The 20,248-nt window shown below is 58.9% G+C and carries 21 protein-coding genes; 16 read left to right on the top strand and 5 right to left on the bottom strand.

Annotation, left to right across the window (positions count from 1 at the left end; genetic code table 11):
• Positions 1–2 precede the first annotated feature (2 nt).
• A complete protein-coding gene (locus OF385_RS09740) occupies positions 3–1,187 on the top strand; it encodes an alkaline phosphatase family protein (protein WP_264275209.1) in 1,185 nt (394 codons plus the stop codon).
• Positions 1,188–1,250: 63 nt separating this feature from the next.
• On the opposite strand, the gene sepH is transcribed toward OF385_RS09740, so the two are convergent.
• Positions 1,251–2,315 (bottom strand): septation protein SepH, encoded by a 1,065-nt coding sequence (gene sepH / locus OF385_RS09735; RefSeq protein ID WP_264275208.1) that lies wholly within the window; start codon positions 2,313–2,315, stop codon positions 1,251–1,253.
• Positions 2,316–2,574: 259 nt separating this feature from the next.
• On the opposite strand from sepH, the gene OF385_RS09730 reads away from it, so the two are divergent.
• Complete coding sequence (locus OF385_RS09730) at positions 2,575–2,874, top strand: DUF4193 domain-containing protein (protein ID WP_264275207.1); 300 nt, start codon at positions 2,575–2,577, stop codon at positions 2,872–2,874.
• Between the two features lie 80 nt (positions 2,875–2,954).
• On the opposite strand, the gene OF385_RS09725 is transcribed toward OF385_RS09730, so the two are convergent.
• Positions 2,955–3,488 carry a DUF3093 domain-containing protein gene (locus tag OF385_RS09725; RefSeq protein WP_264275206.1) on the bottom strand — a complete coding sequence of 178 codons (534 nt, stop codon included), beginning with the start codon at positions 3,486–3,488 and terminating at the stop codon, positions 2,955–2,957.
• A gap of 140 nt (positions 3,489–3,628) precedes the next feature.
• Between OF385_RS09725 and dut the strand changes: the two genes are divergently transcribed.
• Genes dut through OF385_RS09705 form a run of 4 tightly spaced genes read left to right on the top strand, consistent with a single transcriptional unit; the run spans position 3,629 to position 5,984 of the window.
• Entirely contained in the window at positions 3,629–4,087 is a 459-nt protein-coding gene (dut, locus tag OF385_RS09720; protein WP_264275205.1) for a dUTP diphosphatase, read from the top strand.
• Between the two features lie 36 nt (positions 4,088–4,123).
• A complete protein-coding gene (locus OF385_RS09715; protein ID WP_264275204.1) occupies positions 4,124–4,813 on the top strand; it encodes a DUF3710 domain-containing protein in 690 nt (229 codons plus the stop codon).
• 2 nt (positions 4,814–4,815) lie between these two features.
• Positions 4,816–5,190, top strand: coding sequence for a hypothetical protein (locus OF385_RS09710; protein ID WP_264275203.1), 375 nt, complete (start codon positions 4,816–4,818; stop codon positions 5,188–5,190).
• A gap of 50 nt (positions 5,191–5,240) precedes the next feature.
• The gene (locus OF385_RS09705; protein WP_264275202.1) at positions 5,241–5,984 is read left to right on the top strand and encodes a DUF3159 domain-containing protein; all 744 of its coding nucleotides are present in this window, start codon (positions 5,241–5,243) and stop codon (positions 5,982–5,984) included.
• Here the strand turns inward: OF385_RS09705 and OF385_RS09700 are convergent, their stop codons facing one another.
• Together OF385_RS09700 and OF385_RS09695 are read right to left on the bottom strand one after the other, a co-directional pair.
• Positions 5,985–6,650, bottom strand: coding sequence for a potassium channel family protein (locus OF385_RS09700; RefSeq protein ID WP_022876502.1), 666 nt, complete (start codon positions 6,648–6,650; stop codon positions 5,985–5,987).
• Between the two features lie 13 nt (positions 6,651–6,663).
• Positions 6,664–7,341 (bottom strand): potassium channel family protein, encoded by a 678-nt coding sequence (locus OF385_RS09695; RefSeq protein WP_264275201.1) that lies wholly within the window; start codon positions 7,339–7,341, stop codon positions 6,664–6,666.
• 145 nt (positions 7,342–7,486) lie between these two features.
• On the opposite strand from OF385_RS09695, the gene OF385_RS09690 reads away from it, so the two are divergent.
• The 3 genes from OF385_RS09690 (at position 7,487) to acnA (ending at position 13,730) form a co-directional block, all read left to right on the top strand.
• Positions 7,487–9,481: an APC family permease gene (locus OF385_RS09690; protein WP_264275200.1), complete on the top strand. Its 1,995-nt coding sequence runs from the start codon at positions 7,487–7,489 to the stop codon at positions 9,479–9,481.
• 26 nt (positions 9,482–9,507) lie between these two features.
• Positions 9,508–10,830 (top strand): class I SAM-dependent RNA methyltransferase, encoded by a 1,323-nt coding sequence (locus OF385_RS09685; protein WP_264275199.1) that lies wholly within the window; start codon positions 9,508–9,510, stop codon positions 10,828–10,830.
• Between the two features lie 191 nt (positions 10,831–11,021).
• Positions 11,022–13,730, top strand: a complete 2,709-nt coding sequence (gene acnA, locus OF385_RS09680; protein WP_264275198.1) for an aconitate hydratase AcnA — start codon at positions 11,022–11,024, stop codon at positions 13,728–13,730.
• Between the two features lie 105 nt (positions 13,731–13,835).
• Here the strand turns inward: acnA and OF385_RS09675 are convergent, their stop codons facing one another.
• Positions 13,836–14,459, bottom strand: coding sequence for a class I SAM-dependent methyltransferase (locus tag OF385_RS09675; protein ID WP_264275197.1), 624 nt, complete (start codon positions 14,457–14,459; stop codon positions 13,836–13,838).
• A gap of 174 nt (positions 14,460–14,633) precedes the next feature.
• Between OF385_RS09675 and OF385_RS09670 the strand changes: the two genes are divergently transcribed.
• The 7 genes from OF385_RS09670 (at position 14,634) to OF385_RS09640 (ending at position 20,147) form a co-directional block, all read left to right on the top strand.
• Positions 14,634–15,119, top strand: coding sequence for a GNAT family N-acetyltransferase (locus OF385_RS09670; RefSeq protein ID WP_413467964.1), 486 nt, complete (start codon positions 14,634–14,636; stop codon positions 15,117–15,119).
• On the top strand, positions 15,106–15,963 hold the full coding sequence (locus OF385_RS09665; protein ID WP_264275195.1) for an aminoglycoside phosphotransferase family protein: 858 nt from the start codon (positions 15,106–15,108) through the stop codon (positions 15,961–15,963). The genes OF385_RS09670 and OF385_RS09665 overlap by 14 nt, the downstream gene beginning before the upstream one ends.
• Positions 15,964–16,127: 164 nt before the next feature.
• Complete coding sequence (gene dxs / locus OF385_RS09660; RefSeq protein WP_264275194.1) at positions 16,128–18,095, top strand: 1-deoxy-D-xylulose-5-phosphate synthase; 1,968 nt, start codon at positions 16,128–16,130, stop codon at positions 18,093–18,095.
• Complete coding sequence (locus tag OF385_RS09655) at positions 18,092–18,682, top strand: YgaC family protein (protein WP_264275193.1); 591 nt, start codon at positions 18,092–18,094, stop codon at positions 18,680–18,682. Before dxs ends, OF385_RS09655 begins: the two co-directional genes overlap by 4 nt.
• Positions 18,683–18,724: 42 nt before the next feature.
• Positions 18,725–19,294, top strand: a complete 570-nt coding sequence (locus tag OF385_RS09650) for a hypothetical protein (RefSeq protein ID WP_264275192.1) — start codon at positions 18,725–18,727, stop codon at positions 19,292–19,294.
• 30 nt (positions 19,295–19,324) lie between these two features.
• Positions 19,325–19,789: a GNAT family N-acetyltransferase gene (locus tag OF385_RS09645; RefSeq protein ID WP_264275191.1), complete on the top strand. Its 465-nt coding sequence runs from the start codon at positions 19,325–19,327 to the stop codon at positions 19,787–19,789.
• 13 nt (positions 19,790–19,802) lie between these two features.
• The gene (locus OF385_RS09640) at positions 19,803–20,147 is read left to right on the top strand and encodes a hypothetical protein (protein ID WP_264275190.1); all 345 of its coding nucleotides are present in this window, start codon (positions 19,803–19,805) and stop codon (positions 20,145–20,147) included.
• Positions 20,148–20,248 lie beyond the last annotated feature (101 nt).

The raw sequence follows: 20,248 nt of genomic DNA, 5'->3' as shown, positions 1-20,248 counted from the left end.
GCATGAACGAGTCGCTGAATGAAACTGAACTGTCGGTGCCAGAGCAAAAAATCCCTGACGCGCCGCAGTATGGCGAGGCGACACTCTCCGAGATCCTTCCTTCCGCGGCAGCCGCGCTAGGGGTCCCGGGATACGACAATGCCCTTGGATTCAAGCCGACCAAGCGCGTAGTTGTCATCATGGTGGACGGCCTGGGGTGGAACCAGCTCAAGAGCCATGTTGGCCACGCGCCATATTTGCGATCGCTCTTTGCCCTGGGCCGCAAGATCGGAACAGGGTTCCCCTCGACCACGGCAACATCGCTGAGCAGCCTCGCCACCGGTGTCACTCCGGGAGAACACGGAATGCTCGGATACGACGTGATCGATCCAGCACGACGTCGAGTGGTCAATCAGCTCGGCGGCTGGCCCGGCGATCTGAATCCAGAGGCATGGCAAGCCCGCCCGACGGTATTCGAAAAGGTGACTGAGCACGGAATACATGTCGCCACAGTTTCCATTCCAATGTTCGCGAAGTCCGCGTTAACTCGCGCCTCCTTGCGCGGGCCGAAGTTCGTCGCGGCGAATCAGCCGATGGCCCGGGCACGAGCAACGCATGCCGTCTTTGAAACGCATCGCAGCGCACTGGTCTACACCTACTTCAACGAGCTGGATAAGACCGGACACAAATTCGGAGTCGATTCGAACCAATGGCGCGACACCTTGGAAGAACTCGATTACGTCATCAAGAACCTGGTGTCCCGACTGCCGGAGCAAACCACGGTGCTCATCACCGGCGACCACGGAATGGTCGATGTACCGCGATCGCAGCGGATCGACTACAGCCAGTATCCGGAACTGATTGAAGGCGTAGAGCTGACCAGCGGGGAACCTCGTGGAGTTCAGCTTACCTTTGCGTCGGAAACAAATGATGCGGGCAGACTGGAAGTCAAGCGTGCGTGGCACAGGGAGTTCGGCGCCAAAGCATGGGTCCTGACCCGCAAGGAAGCTATCGAACGAGGCTATTTCGGGCCGATCAGCCCTGAACATGCCGCCCGGCTGGGCGACCTGATGATCTTGGCTGCAGAGCCCATCGCTTTTTATGATGGGCGCCGGGTCGCCCCGATGGCCTTCGACATGGTCGGGCAACACGGATCGTTGACTTCGGGGGAGCGATACGTTCCGTTGCTGGTGCATCGAACTACATAGAAAATGCGATCGGGCAGCACCTGCAGGTGCTGCCCGATCGCATTAGAACGTTACTCACACTGATCAGGAATCAGTGTCCTTCTTGCGCTTGCCGAACATGATGTCGTCCCAGCTTGGGACCGATGAGCGCTTGGCCTTGCGCGGCGAGGAGTCCTCGGTGTTCTGTTCGCCCTGCTTGTCCTCGGCGTCGGAGTCGTCCTGATCGGAATCGGTGACTACAACCAGCTGCGAAGTGCGCGGCGAAATGCCCTGCGGCAGGTGGGGCAGGGAGTCGTCATCCTCGGCATCGTACTTGCTCATGCCACGCTCGATAATGTCGTTGAAACGGGACTCGCGGTCCGGGTCCTGGTCCTTCGGGCGCTGGCCACGACGAGCATTGAGCAGGGTCACCAGTTCTTCAGTCTCATCAACTTCAGGAGAATTGGAAGCTGGCGGCTCCGGCTCCGACTGGTTCACAGCAGAGATGGGACGAAAATATTCCGGAGCGACTTGTTCGCTGAGCGTTTGCGCCCAACGATTCAAGTTCTTCAGCGTCTTGCGTGCAGGGGAGAAAGCCCAACGAGCGATGTTCTCCGATGCCGCCGACGAATCGGACCCAAGGGACTCGACATTTTCCGTCGGCAACGGCGAATCGAATTCAACGGTGATGATCCACTGGCCTTCTGGATCCTTCCAGGAATTCCACCGTGCGGTCTCGCTATCAATATGCAACTGATTAAAGCGGTGAACAACCATGGATCCAAGATCCGCTGGTTCTTCGCCAAAGACCTCGCGGTATTCAGCATCGGTCTGCGGTCCCGAAACTTCCACGCGTCGCGCAAGCTCAGCCATGTGCTCGCGTTCTGCAAGCACAGGACCCTCGTACTTCACGATGTCCTCTACTGGAACGTCCCATTCAAGCGACAGATCATAGGCAGAAGCGCCAGCACGTACCCGTGCCTGAATCTCACGTGGCGAGTGGACCGAGGAGGACTCTTCACGGTTCCTCGGAGCCCGTGAGCGAGCTATTTCTGCCATTGCACTGCGCAGTGCATCGTCAACGGGGAGCTCGTAGCTCATCCCGTCGTCACTGCTGACCTGCAGGCTGGAACCATTTTCATGAATTCCTACCAGTCTCAGCTGACGCATTAATACCCTCCACACGCTCTATTTCCTGAGTAAAACTCTGCCACCTTGACGGCTGAATTCCTACCACCGCCCCGGGTGTGGCGCAAGATTAGTCATCAACTTCACGTCCTATTTTCCGAACCTTCAGCCGGTGGCTGATGTCTCGGTGTGAAGGAATGGATTGGCTCGAAGAACGTTATACTTTTATGCTGGTATGAATTTTCACGTGGTGAAGCTACCGGCTCGGAAGAATACCTGCAGGAAAGAGCGGAAAACGATCATGGCCTTTGAATCTGCTGCATCAACCGTCATCCCAAAAGAGGAACGCGCCAAAGAGATCGCTCAGCTCAAGGCCGGCAAGACCGCGCAAATGGCGAACCTGATCGACGAAACCGAAACGTTCTTGGCTGAAGAATACGTGCTCCCAGGCGGAGAAGCAGCCGAGGAAGAAGCCGGCGTCGAGATTCTGAGCGAACAAGCCGACGAATTCACCTGCGCTTCATGCTTCATGGTCCGCCACCGCACGCAACTGGTGCGGGAGGATAACGGGCAAAAATTCTGCAGCGAGTGTGAAGGATAAATCCCCGGCGACTGGACTGCTTCGCAGCCAGCACCGGGGATTGCCGATATGAAGTTTTCAGTACTTGCGAAACTGCGGAATCAGTCTTCGGAATCCTGCGCTGATTCTTCCTCGGCTACCGCTTCCGCCTTGCCTTCTTCGGTGAACTCGTACATGACCCCACCCAAAGCGGCTGCCAGTTCCTCTGGGCGGCGGGTGGAAGTCAGCCAGTACGGAGTGGTGTCGCGTTCGTCGGTGACTTCCATTCGGACGACGCCATCGAGCCATCCGCGCAGCAACATGTAGGCAAGCCCGTGCAATTTCTGTCCACGCTGCTTGAACGCTTCATCTCCGCGGTAACCCACGACTTCGCCGATGAATTGACGCTCGATGCTAGCTCGGCCAACAGTCACCATGGTTTCGGTGACTTCAATCGTTGGGACGCGGACCAGGAAAATCACGACCAAGGCGACGAGCATTGCTATGCCTACGCCCCAGCCCAGCACGGTATTAACCGGCGCCACAGCGATACCAGCGGTCAGCGCGATGATGATTGGCCAAATCCAGGTGCTGGCCGAAGGCCAAAGTTTCTCGCTGTACAGGACGCTCGATGCCGCTGGGCTGGTGTTACTCATGATTCCAAGTCTAGGCAATAATTCTATGAGCCAGGAACGCCGCACAGCAGACAGCTCATTCCTAGCCGCACGCGATAGAGTTAACCCAGCGAAACTATCGAACGACCACTTCACAAAACTCCCGGGGGATAACCAAACTGATGAGTGAGCCAACAATCTCGATCGCCATCAAAATGCTCGACAGCGACCTTCCTGCGCCGAGCTATGCGCATCCTTCGGACGCCGGTGCTGACCTGCACGCTCGTGAAGGTATGGTGCTCGCACCGGGGGAGCGTGCATTGGTGCGCACCGGCATCGCTCTGGCGATCCCTCATGGCTACGTCGGCTTGGTCCACCCGCGGAGCGGACTGGCAACCAAACACGGCATCACAGTAGTTAATGCCCCCGGCACTGTTGACGCAGGGTACCGCGGTGAGATCATGGTCACGCTGCTGAATACCGACAAGCGGGAAGCCTTCACCATCAACCGCGGAGATCGCATTGCCCAGCTCGTGATCCAGAAAGTCGAGCAGGCGGCGTTCACCCAAGTCGATTCCCTCGAAGAAACAGCGCGTGGCGCCGGCGGCTTCGGATCGACCGGCGGATTTACCGCTAACTAAGCACTGAAGATAACAAGCAAGTTTCCTAAGGACACCATGATTTTCAAGCGTAAGAAATCAAAAGAGCATGAGGCTCTGGTCGAGTCATCCGAGGCTGTCGCGGCGCCGGACGAACCAAAAATTGGCCCGTTCGACATTAAGGATGTCGAGGACACCAATGAGTACCTTGATTTCGGGTCGATTCTCATCAAGCCAGTCAGCGGCCTCAAAGTCCGCATGGACGTAGAAGAATCGAATAAGCGCGTCATCGCCGTCTCGCTGGAGATTGCTGAGTCCCGCATTCAGCTCATGGCCTTCTCTTCATCGAAGTCCGAATCGCTGTGGCCCGGCATCAAGGACAAGATCAAAAGCGATATCGGCGCGCAGAACGGCGAGATCTTCACCCGCGACGGGCAATATGGCGAAGAGCTGCTGGCCAAGGTTCCGCAGCAGTTGCCAGACGGCCGTGCCGGACATGTAGCTTTGCGCTTTGTCGGGGTTGACGGCGCGCGCTGGTTCCTCCGTGCGGTGATCGGCGGCAAGGCCATTGCCGATGAAGAGGCAGCTGGTGTCGTGGACGCGATCTTGCGCGATGTCATCGTAAACCGCGGTGACAAGCCACTGCCCCCGGCAGAACTACTGCCACTGAACGTTCCGGCAAATGCCCAAACCCGGCCAGCGCAGGAAGAATCGCAGCCGGAGATCAAGCGTCCGGAGCGCGGACCAGAAATTACCCAGATCGGCTAAAGATGTCGTTGAAGGATAAGCCGGTAACAGCGCACCTCGGGCCTTCGGACCCGACCTTGAACTACCAATGCCTGGATTCATTGGAACAATTGCCGCTCAAAGGCAGGGTGAAGCACACCGGGTATGTCCAATCGGTGAGCTACTCCGCGCCGAACGAGCCGCCATTGCTCAAAACCGTGGTGGTCGACAAGCTCGGCGGGGCCGCGGCTCGACGCGGCACAGCCGCGCATGTCCGCTTGATCTTCATGGGGCAAAAATCGGTTCCAGGGATCAAGCCCGGCGTGAAGCTAACCTATTCAGGCATGGTCGCGCCGGTGGATCAGATCCCGACGATCTTTAATCCGCGCTACGTTATAGTTCCGGTACCCCGAGGGTAGCGGGCAACTGATATCCGCGGTGACCGTGTAGCAATGGCGCTGTTGGAAATATGGAAGTAGAAGCAATGCACAATGAGGAACTCGGGCGCGAAGACGGCCAGCAACCTGAGAAAGAGACCAAGCCCAGCTTGGCCTCGATGATTGGCGCGAATTCGAATATCGCCCAAAATGCAGACGGCGGAATCGATCTGCTCTCCACGGTAGGTGGAGTCCGCGGCATCCTGGAAACGGTGCTGCCCGGATTCGTCTTCATCATGGTTTTCGCCCTGAGCAGCAACCTCACCTGGGCGCTGGTTGCCTCGATCAGCCTCGGCGTGGTCTTCATGATCCTCCGCTTGGCCAAGCGGTCCACGCTGATCCAGTCCGCAACCGGGCTGATCGGCATCCTGATCTGCGCGTTCGCCGCACGTCATACCGGCAACGCGAAGGACTACTACATCCCGGGGTTCTTTACCTCAGGGGCCTACCTGCTGGCGTTGCTGGTTTCGGTGATCGTGCGCTGGCCGCTGATCGGCTTGCTCTTCGGTTTCATCCGCAACGAAGGCGTTGAATGGCGCAACAAGGCCGATCGGCTGCGCCGCTACCAGATCGCAACGTGGATCGTCATTGCCGTTTTCGCACTCCGTCTGGCCGTGCAGCTGCCCATGTACTACATGGATCATGTGGTGCCCTTGGGAGTTGCCCGTGCGCTGATGGGCGTGCCGCTCTATGCCGCCGGCTTGTGGTTCGCCTGGCTCCTTTCCAAGCCTGCTCAAACCGCGACCGGCGACGCAAGGGGTGCAACAACGAGCTAGCTAGCGCGTCGCGTCGCGCAAGGTCCGGCGTAATAGAGGTTCGGCCTGTGGGGTGGTGATGAAGAAGATTTCATCGCCACCCTCAACTACATCATCGGCGCTTGGCGGGAATGGAGTCTTATCGCGAACCACGGCCATCAAGGTGGTGTCCTCGGGCCATGGAATGCGTCCGATGGTGCGTCCAATGAGCGCGGAGTCATGGGGAACGGTGAATTCCACCATGTAGACCTCGCCGGTCTTCAAGGTCAGCAGCCGTACCAGGTCGCCGACTTCCACGGCTTCCTCAACCAGCGCGGTCATCAGGCGCGGGGTGCTCACGGCGACGTCGACTCCCCAAGCATCATCGAACATCCACTCGTTCTTCGGATTGTTCACCCGGCCTACCGTGCGGCGTATGCCGAACTCGCTCTTGGCCAAGAGCGAGACCACGAGGTTCACCTTGTCATCGCCGCTGGCAGAAACCACGACATCGTAGTCTTCAAGGCGCGCTTGCTGCAGAACGGCGAGCTCGCACGCATCGCCGATCAGCCACTTAACGCCTTCAAGATCTTCACGTTCAGCCATTTCCGGCTGGATATCGATCAGCAGGACCTCGTGGTCGTTGATCACGAGTTCGCGGGCGATGGAGGAACCGACTGAACCGGCTCCGGCAATCATGACTTTCATGGTGGCCTTTCAGTTAGTCGTTCGGCAGGGGAGCAGGGGGGCTGGCAAGGACCTTTTCCACGTCCTTGAGCTGGTCAATGCGCATCATGACATGGACCAGGTCGCCGCCTTGCAGGCGGGTGCGGTTCTGCGGAATGGTGCCTTCTCCGAAGCGCGTCAGGTAGGCAACCCGCACGCCGGCAGCGGCTTCAAGATCCTTGACCAGCCGTCCGTACCAGCCGCGATTCAACGCGACTTCGGTCAGCACCAGTCGGCCTGAAGGCTCCCGGAAATCGCCGCGCATCGAATAATCCGGCAGGATGCGGCGCAGGACCTGATCGGTGCTCCAACGCACCGCGGCCACAGTCGGGATGCCCAGGCGCTGATAGATCTCGGCTCGCCCTGGATCGTAGATCCTGGCCACGACATGGGGGACGTTGTAGGTTTCGCGCGCTACGCGGGTAGCCAGAATGTTGGAATTATCACCGCTGGAAACAGCGGCGAAGGCGTAGGCGCCATGAATTTTCGCTGCTTCCAAGGTGTCGCGGTCGAATCCGCGACCGGTGACGGTGAGGCCCCCGAAGTCTGTGCTGAGACGGCGGAACGCATGAGCGTCTTGATCGATGATGGCCACCGAATGCCCCGCTGAATCCAGTGTATGGGCGAGCGAAACGCCGACGCGCCCGCAACCCATGATCACAAAATGTGCCACCGAAATCTCCTTGGAATCGCTGCTCGTGGTGATTGCTCGAAGCACCCTCAAACGGTGCTCCGAATGCAACAATAGCGCTGTTCGGTCCCACTTCCTTGGCGATGAACCACCCGTGTGCCTTGCATACCTGCGATAACGTTATGTCGTGCCTGCATTATTTGATGGTCTCAAGAGGATTTTGGTGGGGCGGCCTTTCAGCACTGAACAGCTGAAAAAGAAGCCGCTGCCGCCGAACGTTGCGTTGCCGATTTTCTCCTCCAGCGCCTTGTCATCCTTGGCATACGCGCCAGACGAAATTCTGCTGACCCTTGCCATGGCTGGCATCGCGGCCACGATGCTCTCCCCGGCGGTGGGTGTGGCGGTGCTGGTAGTGCTCGTGGTGCTGGTGCTGTCCTACCGCCAATCAGTGGTGGAATATCCCTCGGGCGGTGGCGACTATGAGATCGTCAAGAAGAATCTCGGGGCACGCCCGGGTACTGCTGTTGCGGCCGCCTTGCTCGTCGACTTCGTGCTGACAGTTGCCGTCTCCAGCTCGTCGGCAGCCGCGTACCTCAGCGCAATATTGCCGTTCCTGGGCGAGTACAAGGCCTGGGTTGCGGCAGCTCTGGTGGCCCTGCTCGTGGTGGGAAACCTCCGTGGTACCGGCCAAGGACGGTGGACCCAGGCCATTCCGGTGTATCTCTTTGTCGCCGGAATGCTGCTGCTCATTGCCATTGGCGGCGTCATGGCTCTCACTGGAAACCTTGGCTTGGCGCCCAGCGCAGAATTCACGATCGTCCCCGAAGCGGAATTTTCTACCGGTTTGCAAGGGATGGTAGGCGCACTTCTGATCCTCCGTGCCTTCAGCACCGGATCGGCAGCTCTGACCGGTATTGAAGTGCCGATTTCCAATGTGCAAACACTGGCCAAGCCCCGGGCCAAGAACGCCGGCCGGATCCTGCTGGTACTGGGCTTGCTCTCCGGCGTACTCACGCTTGGCACCCTGATGCTTGCACGCGCCACGGGCATCAAGGTGGTTGCCGATCCGCACGAATCATTCCTGCTGAACGGTGCTCCGATCCCCGAGGGCTTCGTTCAGGTGCCGGTTTTGGGGCAATTGGCCCAAGCGGTCTTCGGCGACTACACGCTGGGCCTCATCCTCGTGTCGGTGTTGACCATCGCGGTGCTGCTCCTGGCTGGAAACCAGGCGTTCAATTCATTCCCGTCGCTGGCCAGCCACTTGGCCACCGACGGTTTCCTGCCGCGCCAATTGCGAACCCGCGGCGACCGGCTGGGGTTCTCCAACGGCATCTTGTCCTTGGGGGTGGCCGCCATTGTCCTGGTGCTGCTCTTCCAAGGCGACGTGACCCTGCTGGTGCAGCTTTATGTTGTCGGCGTTTTCGTCTCCTTTACACTCAGCCAGCTGGGCATGCTCAAGCACTGGAAGCGTGTTCTGGTTCCCGTCGCGGATCGGCGGATCCGCGCTGCGAAACAGCGCAAGCGCATGCTCAATCTGGTCGGTTTGATCCTCTCGGCGCTGGTGCTGGTGGTCGTCCTGGCGACCAGGTTCGTGCACGGCGCGTGGCTGGCGCTGCTGGGCATTGTGGTGCTGATGCTGATCATGGATTCCCTGCAGCGGCACTACCAAAAGGTCGATGCGGAATTGGCGGTCGACGAGGATTATGCGGCCACCGCCTTGCCGTCGCGAGTGCATGCGCTGGTCTTGGTCTCCACGGTGCGCAAACCCGTGCTTCGCGCACTGGCCTTCGCCCGAGCATCTCGGCCTTCAAAGCTTGAGGCAATCATCGTTGACGTCGAGCGCGCAAAAACCGAGAAGACCCTAGAAGACTGGGAGCGTTTGGGCATTCCCGTGCCGATTACGGCCTTGGCATCGCCGTACCGCGACATCCCCGGTGCGCTGATCGAACATATCCGTTCCATCAAGCGCGAGTCGCCTCGCGAACTGATCGTGGTGTACATCCCCGAATACGTGGTCGGACGGTGGTGGGAGCAACTGGTCCACAACCAGACCGCGCTTCGCGTCAAGAACCGATTGCACTATGAACCAGGCGTGCTGATCGCTTCGGTGCCATGGCGGCTGCAGAGCGCATCGCGCACTGTTGGCGGCGGCGCCACCGAAGAATACTCGGCGCACCGCTAGAAACACTTTTGATGAAAGACGAAAAAATGACTGAATCACCTGCGCTTCAAGTTCGTTTGGGCAACATTGCCCACGGCGGGCATACGGTTGCCCGCCACGAAGGCCGGGTGATTTTTGTGCGTCATGGTATTCCCGGCGAACTCGTATCCGTCCGGCTCACCGATTCGGCGCCTGACGCCAAATTCTGGCGCGCCGATGTCGTGGAGGTCCATGAAGCCAGCGAGCATCGTGTACCGCACTTCTGGGATGCCGCCAATGCGCTCAAGCACCAGGATCCCGTAGGCGGAGCGGAGTTCGGGCATATTTCCCTGGACTACCAGCGTGTATTGAAGGCCCAGGTCGCAGCCGAGCAGTTCACCCGGCTAGGAGGTTTGAAGGCCGAGGACTGCAACTTCCCAGCGGTGCAGGCGGCCGCCGGCTCGGCGGACGGCCTTGGCTGGCGTACACGCATGTCCTATTCGGTAGACAGCGCAGGACGCCTGGCCATGAGCGGATTCCGCAGCAACGAGCTGACGAGCATCGATTCGATGCCACTGGCTCATCCTGCCATCGAAAGCAGTGGAATCTATGTGGTGGACTATTCCGGTATTGACCGCGTGGAGGTGGCAGTGTCCAGCGCGGATGATCGAACCATCCTGGTCTTGCTCTCCGAGACCAAACCAGGTGCTGCGGCTAAGGTCGCCAAGCAGTTCCCCGAAGGCGTGAACGTTGCATCATTCAGCCAGCGGGGCGGGTCCGCAGCGGATGGCAAGGGATCCTTGCAGGTTTTGGCCGGCGACCCCTGGCTGAGCGAAAAGGCCATGGGGGAGAAGTACCGGATTACCGGTGAAGGGTTCTGGCAAGTGCACCGCGCCGCGGCGAACCTGCTCAGCGAGCGGGTCGTCGAATTGATTGAGCCGGCACGTGGCGAGCAAATTGCCGACTTGTATGCAGGAGCCGGGCTGTTCTCATTGCCGCTAGCGAAGGCCGTGGGGCAGCAGGGGCGGGTCTTCTCCATTGAGGGCGCCCCGGGAACCCACGCCGATGCGAAGAAGAATCTGAAATCCTTCGGACAGGCGACGGTGATTCGCGGACGCGTTGAACGTGTCTTGCGCCAGGTAGCTCGCGATGCCAACTTGGATGCGGTGGTGCTGGATCCGCCAAGGGCTGGCATCGACAAGCAAGTCGCCGCTGAACTAGGTTCAAGCGGGGTCTCGCGCATTTGTTACGTCTCCTGCGATCCGGCATCTTTCGCCCGCGATATCGCTCGATTGACTGCGCGCGGCTACGAATTAGAGCACGTGGAGATTCACGATTTGTACCCGCACACCCACCATATGGAGTCGATCGGGCTCTTCGTGCGACGTTAACCGGGTGAAATCGTCCATTCGGACACGAATTTCGATGAAAGCTTATTCCGAGGAGTCTTTTTCTCGCAGTTGGCGATAGACTGTTTTTAGCTCTGCCGCGCTAGGAACCTGACTATCTCAGTTAGGAACTCCTAACTGGAATTTCAGTGTGCGTGTGCAACAGAATGAGTGTCTGGCGAGAGGAGTCCCACGTGAGCAATGTGGACAGCTTCGGTGCCAAGGGCGTACTTGACGTCAATGGAACCGAATACGAAATTTACCGACTGAATACGGTCGAAGGCTCGGAAAGCCTTCCCTACAGCCTTAAGGTTCTGCTTGAGAACCTGCTTCGTACCGAAGATGGCGCGAACGTAACCAAGTCACACATCAACGCACTGGGTCAGTGGGATGCTTCGGCTCAGCCGAACACCGAAATCCAGTTCACCCCGGGTCGAGTCCTCATGCAGGACTTCACCGGTGTTCCATGTGTTGTTGACTTGGCAACCATGCGCGAGGCCGTCAAGGACCTCGGCGGCGACCCAACCCGTGTGAACCCACTGGCACCTGCCGAAATGGTCATCGACCACTCCGTGCAGATCGATACCTTCGGTTTCAAGGGCGCAGTCGAGCGCAACATGGAAATCGAATACCAGCGCAATGGTGAGCGTTACCAGTTCCTGCGTTGGGGCCAGACCGCTTTTGACGACTTCAAGGTCGTTCCACCGGGAACCGGCATCGTGCACCAGGTCAACATCGAGTTCTTGGCTCGCACCATCATGACCCGCGAGGTCAACGGTGTCCTGCGCGCCTACCCAGATAGCTGCGTAGGCACCGACTCCCACACCACCATGGTCAACGGCCTGGGCGTGCTGGGTTGGGGCGTTGGCGGCATTGAGGCCGAAGCAGCGATGCTCGGCCAGCCTGTCTCCATGCTGATCCCACGCGTTGTCGGCTTCAAGCTTTCTGGCTCGATCCCAGCCGGCGCCACCGCAACCGACGTGGTTCTGACCATCACCGAAATGCTGCGCAAGCACGGTGTTGTCGGCAAGTTCGTTGAGTTCTACGGCGAAGGTGTCGCCCAGGTGCCGCTGGCCAACCGCGCCACCATCGGCAACATGTCCCCAGAATTCGGCTCCACGGCCGCAATGTTCCCGATCGACGATGTCACCCTCGACTACCTGCGCCTGACCGGCCGCAGCGACGAGAACGTGGCACTGGTCGAGGCTTACGCCAAGGAACAGGGCATGTGGCACGATCCAAGCCGCGAAATCCGTTTCTCGGAATTCATCGAGCTGGATCTGTCCACCGTTGTTCCATCGATCGCTGGCCCGAAGCGTCCACAGGACCGCATCGAGCTCTCGTCCTCGAAGGAACAGTTCCGCAAGGACCTGCACAACTACGTGTCGGACGCAGAGGACACCCAGGGCATCGGCCGTCCATCGACCGCTGTCGAGGTCACCAAGGAAGATGGCACCAAGTTCACCTTGGACCACGGCCTGGTTTCGATCGCATCGATCACCTCGTGCACCAACACCTCCAACCCCTCGGTCATGCTGGCCGCAGCCGTCCTGGCTCGCAACGCTGCCGACAAGGGTCTGTCCTCCAAGCCATGGGTCAAGACCTCGGTCGCACCAGGCTCGAAGGTCGTTACCGAGTACTACGAGAAGTCCGGCCTGATGCCATACCTGGAGAAGCTCGGCTTCTTCGTTGTTGGCTACGGCTGCGCAACTTGCATCGGTAACTCCGGTCCATTGGATGCTGAGATCTCCGAGGCGATCAACGCCAACGACCTCGCAGCTACCGCAGTGCTGACCGGTAACCGCAACTTCGAAGGCCGTATCAACCCAGACGTGAAGATGAACTACCTGGCTTCCCCGCCACTGGTTATCGCCTACGCGCTGGCTGGCACCATGGACTTCGACTTCGAGACCGACGCATTGGGCCAGGACTCCGAGGGCAACGATGTCTTCCTGAAGGACATCTGGCCATCGCCAGTCGAGGTTCAGCAGATCATGGACTCGTCGATTGACAAGGCCATGTTCGCCAAGGGCTACGAAGGCGTCTTCGACGGCGACGAGCGCTGGAAGGCACTGGACACCCCTGAGGGTTCGACCTTCGCATGGGACGAGAACTCGACCTACGCACGCAAGGCTCCTTACTTCGATGGCATGACCGCAGAGCCACAGCCTGTTGAGGACATCAACGGCGCGCGCGTTTTGCTGAAGCTGGGCGACTCGGTCACTACCGACCACATCTCGCCGGCAGGTTCGTTCAAGTCGGAAACCCCGGCTGGCCGCTACCTGATCGAGAACGGTGTGGATCGCAAGGACTTCAACTCCTACGGCTCGCGCCGTGGTAACCACGAAGTCATGATCCGCGGTACCTTCGCCAATATCCGCATCAAGAACCAGCTCCTGGATGGCGTTGAGGGTGGCTTCACCCGCGACTTCACCCAGGAAGGTGCTCCGCAGTCGTACGTTTACGATGCTGCAGAGAACTACAAGGCCGCCGGCACCCCGCTGGTCGTTCTTGGTGGCAAGGAATACGGTTCGGGCTCCTCGCGTGACTGGGCTGCCAAGGGCACCGCACTGCTGGGCGTCAAGGCCGTCATCACCGAGTCCTTCGAGCGTATCCACCGCTCGAACCTGATCGGCATGGGCGTTCTTCCGCTGCAGTTCCCCGAGGGCGAGTCCGCTGATTCGCTGGGTCTGACCGGTACCGAGACCTTCGCAGTCGCCGGCGTGACCGAGCTGAACAACGGCACCACCCCGAAGACCCTGAAGGTCACCGCAACCGCTGAAGACGGCAAGGTCACCGAGTTCGATGCAGTTCTGCGCATCGACACCCCAGGTGAAGCCGACTACTACCGCAACGGTGGCATCCTGCAGTACGTACTGCGCCAGATCGCTGCTGCTAACTAGTAGAACCACCCCGGCACCTGTCGGAGTGACTTTCAGGTAGTTACGCAACACCCTGAGAAATGAGGCCCAAGGCATTAGCCTTCGGCCTCATTTCTGCTTAATCCCTCAGCGACGCCAGCTTTCGAGCCGTGCCATGATCTGCCCGTGGCGCCGGGCCCCGGCGCGATCCCGTGTTGAGTGATCTACGATGGTAAAACCTGCATTGGCCATAAGATCGGACAATTCCGCGACAGGCCAGTACCACGCCGGAGCCACTTTGTGCTCGAAGGGCTGGATCTTCTCGGCTGCGAAAAAGCCCACCAATAAGTCTCCGCCTGGCTTCAGGACCCTCGTCAGTGAACTCAGAATTGACGGCAGGTCTTCTGGTGGAGTGTGGATGATCGAATACCATGCCAAGACCCCGGAAAAACTATCATCCGGGAAGGGCAAGGAAGCCATATCTGCCTGCTGGAAAGTGCAATCCGGGTAGCTGGACTTGGCGTGTTCCAGGAATTCGGGCACCAAATCCACGCCGGTGCCAGGGCGACCAGGCCCGGAAATGAGGTGCGTCCATTGTCCTGGGCCGCACCCTGCATCCAGAACCGGTCCTCTCAGTTCCTGGGCCCACTGGGCGATCAGTTCCTGATCTGCTGCGTCAGTTTGCTCGACACGTCCGAAAAGCTCGATATATGCTTCGGCCAGAGAGGAATAGCGCCGGGCTGCGGAATCTGCTGCTTGCCTCGGTTCCATGTATTTAGCGTAGCCGTCCGATATGCACTCCGCGGATGAACTTCGCCCCATGGGCCATATACTGGCGAGAAAGGATCACCTGTGAACGAGCATCACACTCAGCGTATGGTCTTGCGCTCCGGGGAATCCGAAGGTGCCGCGTTCTTGCTTGATCTGGAATCGCGCAGCTAAACCATGCATTATTTGGGACCGGATGCAATGCCCATGACGACCCTTGAGCGAGCATCAGCCTCTATGGTTCGACGTCGCGCTGTTCGTGAAGATGGGCAACGTATGCGGGCCATAACGCTGTTCCATGGCGGTGAGCCTGTCGCTAACCTGCGAGGCAAGTCGATGAACGAACAAATGCCGCGGTTGATCGGCATGGGCCTGGAGGGTCAGCCCAGGGAGATTGGCTGGCATTTGCACGCTGATGCCAAGGGACAAGGCTGCGCCACGAAAGCCGCCCGCATCGTGCTTGACTATGCCACCGAACGAATCGTGGCTACAGAAATTCTCGCCATTGTCGACCCGCGCAATACTCCGTCGCTACGACTATGCGAACGATCGGGGCTGCAGCGAATCGGCTCGTTCGACGGCTATGTCGGCCCTGAACATGTGGTTTTTCTAGCGCCATCGGCCAATGCTGATGGGAAAAGGGGCCGTGATGACGGTCGGTGATCTTGCGAAGTATCTAACCACTGAACAAGCAGCACAGGTTCGTATTTGGTTGGGCAATGTTGAGGTTATTCGCGACCTTTCGTGGAATCTCACCGACACAAGGGTTCTCCATCTGCGGTCGGATCAGCGCGACATCATTCTCAAAACTGGGGGAGCGGGAAACCACCATATTTCTCGAGAACTACAGGCGCACCGACGCTATACAGGCTCCTTGAAATCTCATGGTCTCGCTGCGGGTATGTTGTTCCATGACGAACAGCTGCGTTTGATCCTGTTGGAGTATCTACCGGGCACACTATGTGTGGGTACACGCCACGAATATAGTTCCGGCATCTACCATCAAGCCGGGGTCGCGCTGAAGGTCTTCCATCAACAAGCCCAGCACCTCGACCATCACTACGAGTCGCGTTTGACCGAAAAATTCCGTCACCTATTGTCGCTGCAACATCGGATTAGCCGGAGTCATTGCCAGCAGATGGTACGCATCTTAGATGCATACGTTCCACAAGCCGTTGCCCTTGTACCGACCCACGGGGATTGGCAACCACGAAACTGGCTAGTCGAAGAAGGGCGCCTGCGCGTCATCGATTTTGGAAGGTTCGATTTCCGTCCGGCCGCCAGCGACCTCGCAAGATTGGCCAGCCAACAGTTCAAAGGACTCCCAGCACTGGAATCAGCATTCCTAGCAGGATACGGCGAAGATCCTCGGCAGGAACCGGCGTGGTCGATCATGTTATTGCGGGAAGCGATCGGCACAGCGATCTGGGCATACGAAGTCGGCGACGATGAGTTTGAGGCGCAAGGGCACCAGATGATCCACGAGGCGCTGGCGAGGTTCGAATAGCTACGCGCTGTACATCAACATGGTGCGCGGTATTGAAGGTCATTGCCCAGAAATTCGCGCTATCTGCGGCAGTGGCGGATAATAGGAGAAGCTTCCAACGGGGTAAACTAAGTATTTCGCATGGGTTCACGGCCACCACGGGCGAATTTGTAAAGGGGACGAACGTGTCTTTGCTGAAGACCATCAAAAAACCAAGCGATCTGCGGGCGCTGACCCTGGAACAACTTCATGAGCTCGCGGACGAAATCCGCACTTTCCTCATCGACAACGTGGCGCGCACAGGCGGCCACCTAGGACCCAACCTCGGCGTCGTTGAACTGACTTTGGGCATCCACCGCGTATTTGACTCGCCACAAGACTCCATCGTCTTCGACACCGGCCACCAGTCATATGTTCACAAGCTCGTCACCGGACGCCAGAACTTCGAATCCCTTCGCCAGCAAGGCGGCCTCTCAGGTTACCCTGACCGCGCCGAATCAGAACACGACGTGGTCGAGTCCTCCCACGCTTCGTCGTCGCTGTCGTGGATTGACGGCATCTCCCGCGCCAACAAGCTCACGCATAACAACGACCGTTATGCAGTGGCACTGGTCGGCGATGGCGCCCTCACCGGTGGCATGGCTTGGGAAGCCGTCAACAACATTGCGGCCGACAAGGACCGCAAAGCAGTGATTGTCGTCAACGACAACGGCCGCTCGTATGCCCCAACCATCGGCGGCTTGGCCAACCAGCTCTCCGGCCTTCGGCAGCAGCTCGATAAGTTCCGCACGCATCCTGCCTACGAAACGGCGATGGAAAAGCTCAAGGACAAGCTCAAGGGCTCGGGTCCCATTGGCGGATTCACCTACAAGTCCCTCCATGCCACCAAAAAGGGCATCAAGGACTGGTGGGCTCCACAGGGCCTGTTCGAGGATCTGGGGCTGAAGTACATTGGCCCCATTGACGGCCATGATCAGCGGGCCGTTGAAGAAGCCTTGCAGCAGGCAAAGCAATATTCTGGCCCTGTCCTCGTGCACGCCTTGACCGAAAAAGGCCACGGCTACGCGCCTGCTCGCGCCGACGAAGCTGACCAGTTCCACGCCGTGGGCATCATCGACCCGGTCACCGGCCTTCCAGTCTCGAAGTCGAGTGCGCAAAGCTGGACCAGCGTCTTCGGCGAGGAAATCGCGCAAGTCGCCAAAGAGCGCGACGACATTGTCGCCATCACCGGTGCCATGTTGCAGCCTGTGGGCCTGAAGAAAATGGCCCAGGAACATCCTGAGCGCGTGATCGACGTTGGCATCGCCGAGCAGCACGCCATGACTACCGCGGCAGGCCTGGCCTTCGGCGGTTTGCACCCAGTGGTCTGTGTCTATGCAACCTTTCTCAACCGCGCATTCGACCAGCTGCTCATGGACGTCGCCCTGCACAAGGCCGGGGTGACCATCGTCCTTGACCGTGCAGGCGTCACCGGCCCAGATGGCGCCAGCCACCACGGCATGTGGGATATGGCTTTGACCCAGATCGTGCCGAATCTGCATTTGGCTGCGCCACGCGATGCCGCCCGACTCCGCGAAGAACTGCGCGAGGCGCTGGATATCAACGATGCGCCGAGCGTCGTTCGCTTTTCCAAGGGTTCCGTCGGCGAACCCATTGATGCGGTCGATCGCTTGCCAGATGGTGTCGACGTATTGGCTCGCTTGGGTGATCGGGCTGCACCGGACGTGTTGATCGTATCCGTCGGCGCCATGAGCGAATTGTCCCTGGACGTAGCCCAGCGGCTGAACAGCCAGGGCGTATCAGTAACAGTCGTGGATCCGCGCTGGGTGCTGCCAATGCCGAAGTCCGTCATCTCCCTGGCTGCACGGCACCGCATCGTCGTGTGCATCGAAGACGGCGTACGGGCAGGCGGCGTCGGATCGCGCCTGCGCACTGAAATGCGCGCGGCAGGTGTTGACACCGCACTGAACGAAGTGGGGCTGCCAACTGAATTCCTGGCGCACGGCTCACGCTCCGAGGTGCTTGAACGAGTCGGACTGACCGCGCAGCAGGTAGCTCGCGATACCCTCGCACAGGTACTTGGCACCAAGGTTCCGTTCGCTCGACCGTTGCCGGGCCAGGATCTGCCCACGGGACAGATTCCCAAGCTATGAGCAACCTGCACGGATTCCCCGTAGATCTTCCACGCAATCCTGAGGACATCAGTGTCGGTGCCCTGGTGGTGGCCCGCGCATGGAAATACAACGGGCTGCCCCACTGGGTGGTTCCGGGCTTTTACCTTGGAAGCGACCAGTACGGCCACTGGCTGCACCAGCCGGCAGGATCACTGGTCGCGAGGCCTGGGGCCGCGCATCTGGCCCGGACCAACGCACTGTGCCTCATTCCCCTTGAAGGGTCATGGGTCGCCACCCTTTATGCGGATCCCGCTGACGATTTTGATGTGTACATCGATTTGTCCCTTGGCGTCGGATGGCGTCCATTGCAGCAGGGCGGCTGGGAAGTGAACTCGGTGGATCTTGACCTTGATGTCATCCGGTCTCGAAGCCGTGGAACCTTTCTCGACGACGAAGACGAATTCGCCGAACACGGCGTGTCCATGGGCTATCCCGAGGAACTCAAAGCCGAGATTCGGGCAGCGAGCGACACACTGCTTGATGCAGTACATCGGGACGAACCTCCATTCAACCATTCGCACCGACAGCATTGGCTGGATCAAGCCAATCAGCTGCACCACGCATAGACCCAGCACCTCATTGTTCCACTGACCTGTAAAGGGAAACCGATGGCGATTATTCGCACTTACCGTTTGGACGAGAAAAACGTACTTCACTTCCGTGAAGCGTGGTTCCAGCAATTTGAAGATGAAGAAGTAGGCCAGTTCGTCATCAACCACGGCAGCGTGGGACACATGTCCACCACTAGCGACGTTCAGGACGTTGATAACGACCGTGCCGACGAGTTGTTTGCAGGATTCCTGCAGGCATGCTCCGACGAGGGCTACGCCGAAATCCAGAACGAAGACCAGTCGTGGGTCATCGTGCAGTACTCGTTGAAGTCGGCGTCGGGTACCGAACGCGATCGCTACTTGGAGAAGAAAGCCAAGGAGGCATTGACCGGTCATCTGGCTTGGCGCGGCTTGGGCACCGTGGAATCGAGTGACTTCGCACCGCGCAAGCTGAACATCCGCATCCTGACTCCTGCTCCAAAGCTTGCCGTGGCCGCAATCAAGACCTGCATCCGCGAAGCGAAGTTGGATTTCACCAAGATGAGCATTGGCACCGCCGAGTACGCAACTCCAGGGAAGATCAAGAGCGTTCATCCTCTGCCGCCAAAGCCAATGACCCTGGACTAAGCAACAATGCGTGCCTTTGAGCCAGTGCCCATGAAGGCTTTAGACCATGAAGCCATTCGTCTGCTCTCCAGATCAATGGGACGTTCCTCGGAACCATCTCACTTCGGGGATGAGGAATGCCAGCTGGTGCTCAAGGACGAAGGTGGGCGTCTCATCGGTTGGGGCCGAGCGGCCTGGTGGGAACCCCAAGATAATTACGCTCCTGCAGGGTACTACCTTTCAGGCGTCGAAATCGCCCACGAATTCCAACAACGCGGATATGCGTCACGGCTGACGGCTGCACGACTGGCCTGGATCGCTGAGAGGGCGCAGCAGGCCTGGTGCGTTGTCAACGCGCGGAATAGCGAATCACTACGCTTGCAGGCATCCTTCGGTTTCAAGGAAATAGCCAGGGCCGACCACTTCGGATCCGTTTGGTTTACCGGGGGCAGCGGTGTATTGCTCCGCAAGGATCTTACCGGCGCAGCCGGGAACTCAACGGCAGAATTGATATAGGAAAATAGGAGACATGATTCCTCAGGAAGATCGGGATGAAACTCCCGGAGCCCCTCGCAAATCGCCGCAAATGGGAGCAACGCGCACGCCGCTTCATCTCGTATTTCAGGCCTTTATTGCTGCCATTATCGGCATTGGGATTGCGTCATTATTCTCAGGTGTTGCGCCGGCGCAGTTAGCCTTGACCGGTGTGCTGGTAGCCGTTGCGGCGTGGATCGTCGAGCATGGATTCAACTTGCCACCGGTTAACTCCAAGCTAGGTGCACGGGTCCGTTTGATCCTGCACATGGTTTCGCTGGTTGGCTTCACCCTCGCTATCAGCCCGCTGTTAGCCTTGCTGGAAGCGAGATCCTGGTAGAACAACCCCAACCTGCCAAACGCGAGCGCATGAGGCGCGGTTTGTGGGGACTGGCTCAAGCTGTCGCCGGAATTGCCAACGGATTCATCATGGCGTTGCAG

Source organism: Glutamicibacter sp. JL.03c, assembly GCF_025854375.1.
Classification (GTDB): Bacteria; Actinomycetota; Actinomycetes; order Actinomycetales; family Micrococcaceae; genus Glutamicibacter.
Note: the sequence above shows the minus strand (reverse complement) of the source record. Positions and strands in the feature narration are given on the sequence as shown.

Excerpts from the sequence above, each read along its gene's own strand:
- OF385_RS09740 (WP_264275209.1), top strand. The coding sequence starts at position 3 with ATGAACGAGTCGCTGAATGAAACTGAACTGTCGGTGCCAGAGCAAAAA.
- sepH (WP_264275208.1), bottom strand. The coding sequence starts at position 2,315 with ATGCGTCAGCTGAGACTGGTAGGAATTCATGAAAATGGTTCCAGCCTG.
- OF385_RS09730 (WP_264275207.1), top strand. The coding sequence starts at position 2,575 with ATGGCCTTTGAATCTGCTGCATCAACCGTCATCCCAAAAGAGGAACGC.
- OF385_RS09725 (WP_264275206.1), bottom strand. The coding sequence starts at position 3,488 with ATGAGTAACACCAGCCCAGCGGCATCGAGCGTCCTGTACAGCGAGAAA.
- dut (WP_264275205.1), top strand. The coding sequence starts at position 3,629 with ATGAGTGAGCCAACAATCTCGATCGCCATCAAAATGCTCGACAGCGAC.
- OF385_RS09715 (WP_264275204.1), top strand. The coding sequence starts at position 4,124 with ATGATTTTCAAGCGTAAGAAATCAAAAGAGCATGAGGCTCTGGTCGAG.
- OF385_RS09710 (WP_264275203.1), top strand. The coding sequence starts at position 4,816 with ATGTCGTTGAAGGATAAGCCGGTAACAGCGCACCTCGGGCCTTCGGAC.
- OF385_RS09705 (WP_264275202.1), top strand. The coding sequence starts at position 5,241 with ATGGAAGTAGAAGCAATGCACAATGAGGAACTCGGGCGCGAAGACGGC.
- OF385_RS09700 (WP_022876502.1), bottom strand. The coding sequence starts at position 6,650 with ATGAAAGTCATGATTGCCGGAGCCGGTTCAGTCGGTTCCTCCATCGCC.
- OF385_RS09685 (WP_264275199.1), top strand. The coding sequence starts at position 9,508 with ATGACTGAATCACCTGCGCTTCAAGTTCGTTTGGGCAACATTGCCCAC.
- OF385_RS09675 (WP_264275197.1), bottom strand. The coding sequence starts at position 14,459 with ATGGAACCGAGGCAAGCAGCAGATTCCGCAGCCCGGCGCTATTCCTCT.
- OF385_RS09670 (WP_413467964.1), top strand. The coding sequence starts at position 14,634 with ATGCATTATTTGGGACCGGATGCAATGCCCATGACGACCCTTGAGCGA.
- OF385_RS09665 (WP_264275195.1), top strand. The coding sequence starts at position 15,106 with ATGACGGTCGGTGATCTTGCGAAGTATCTAACCACTGAACAAGCAGCA.
- OF385_RS09655 (WP_264275193.1), top strand. The coding sequence starts at position 18,092 with ATGAGCAACCTGCACGGATTCCCCGTAGATCTTCCACGCAATCCTGAG.
- OF385_RS09650 (WP_264275192.1), top strand. The coding sequence starts at position 18,725 with ATGGCGATTATTCGCACTTACCGTTTGGACGAGAAAAACGTACTTCAC.
- OF385_RS09645 (WP_264275191.1), top strand. The coding sequence starts at position 19,325 with ATGAAGGCTTTAGACCATGAAGCCATTCGTCTGCTCTCCAGATCAATG.
- OF385_RS09640 (WP_264275190.1), top strand. The coding sequence starts at position 19,803 with ATGATTCCTCAGGAAGATCGGGATGAAACTCCCGGAGCCCCTCGCAAA.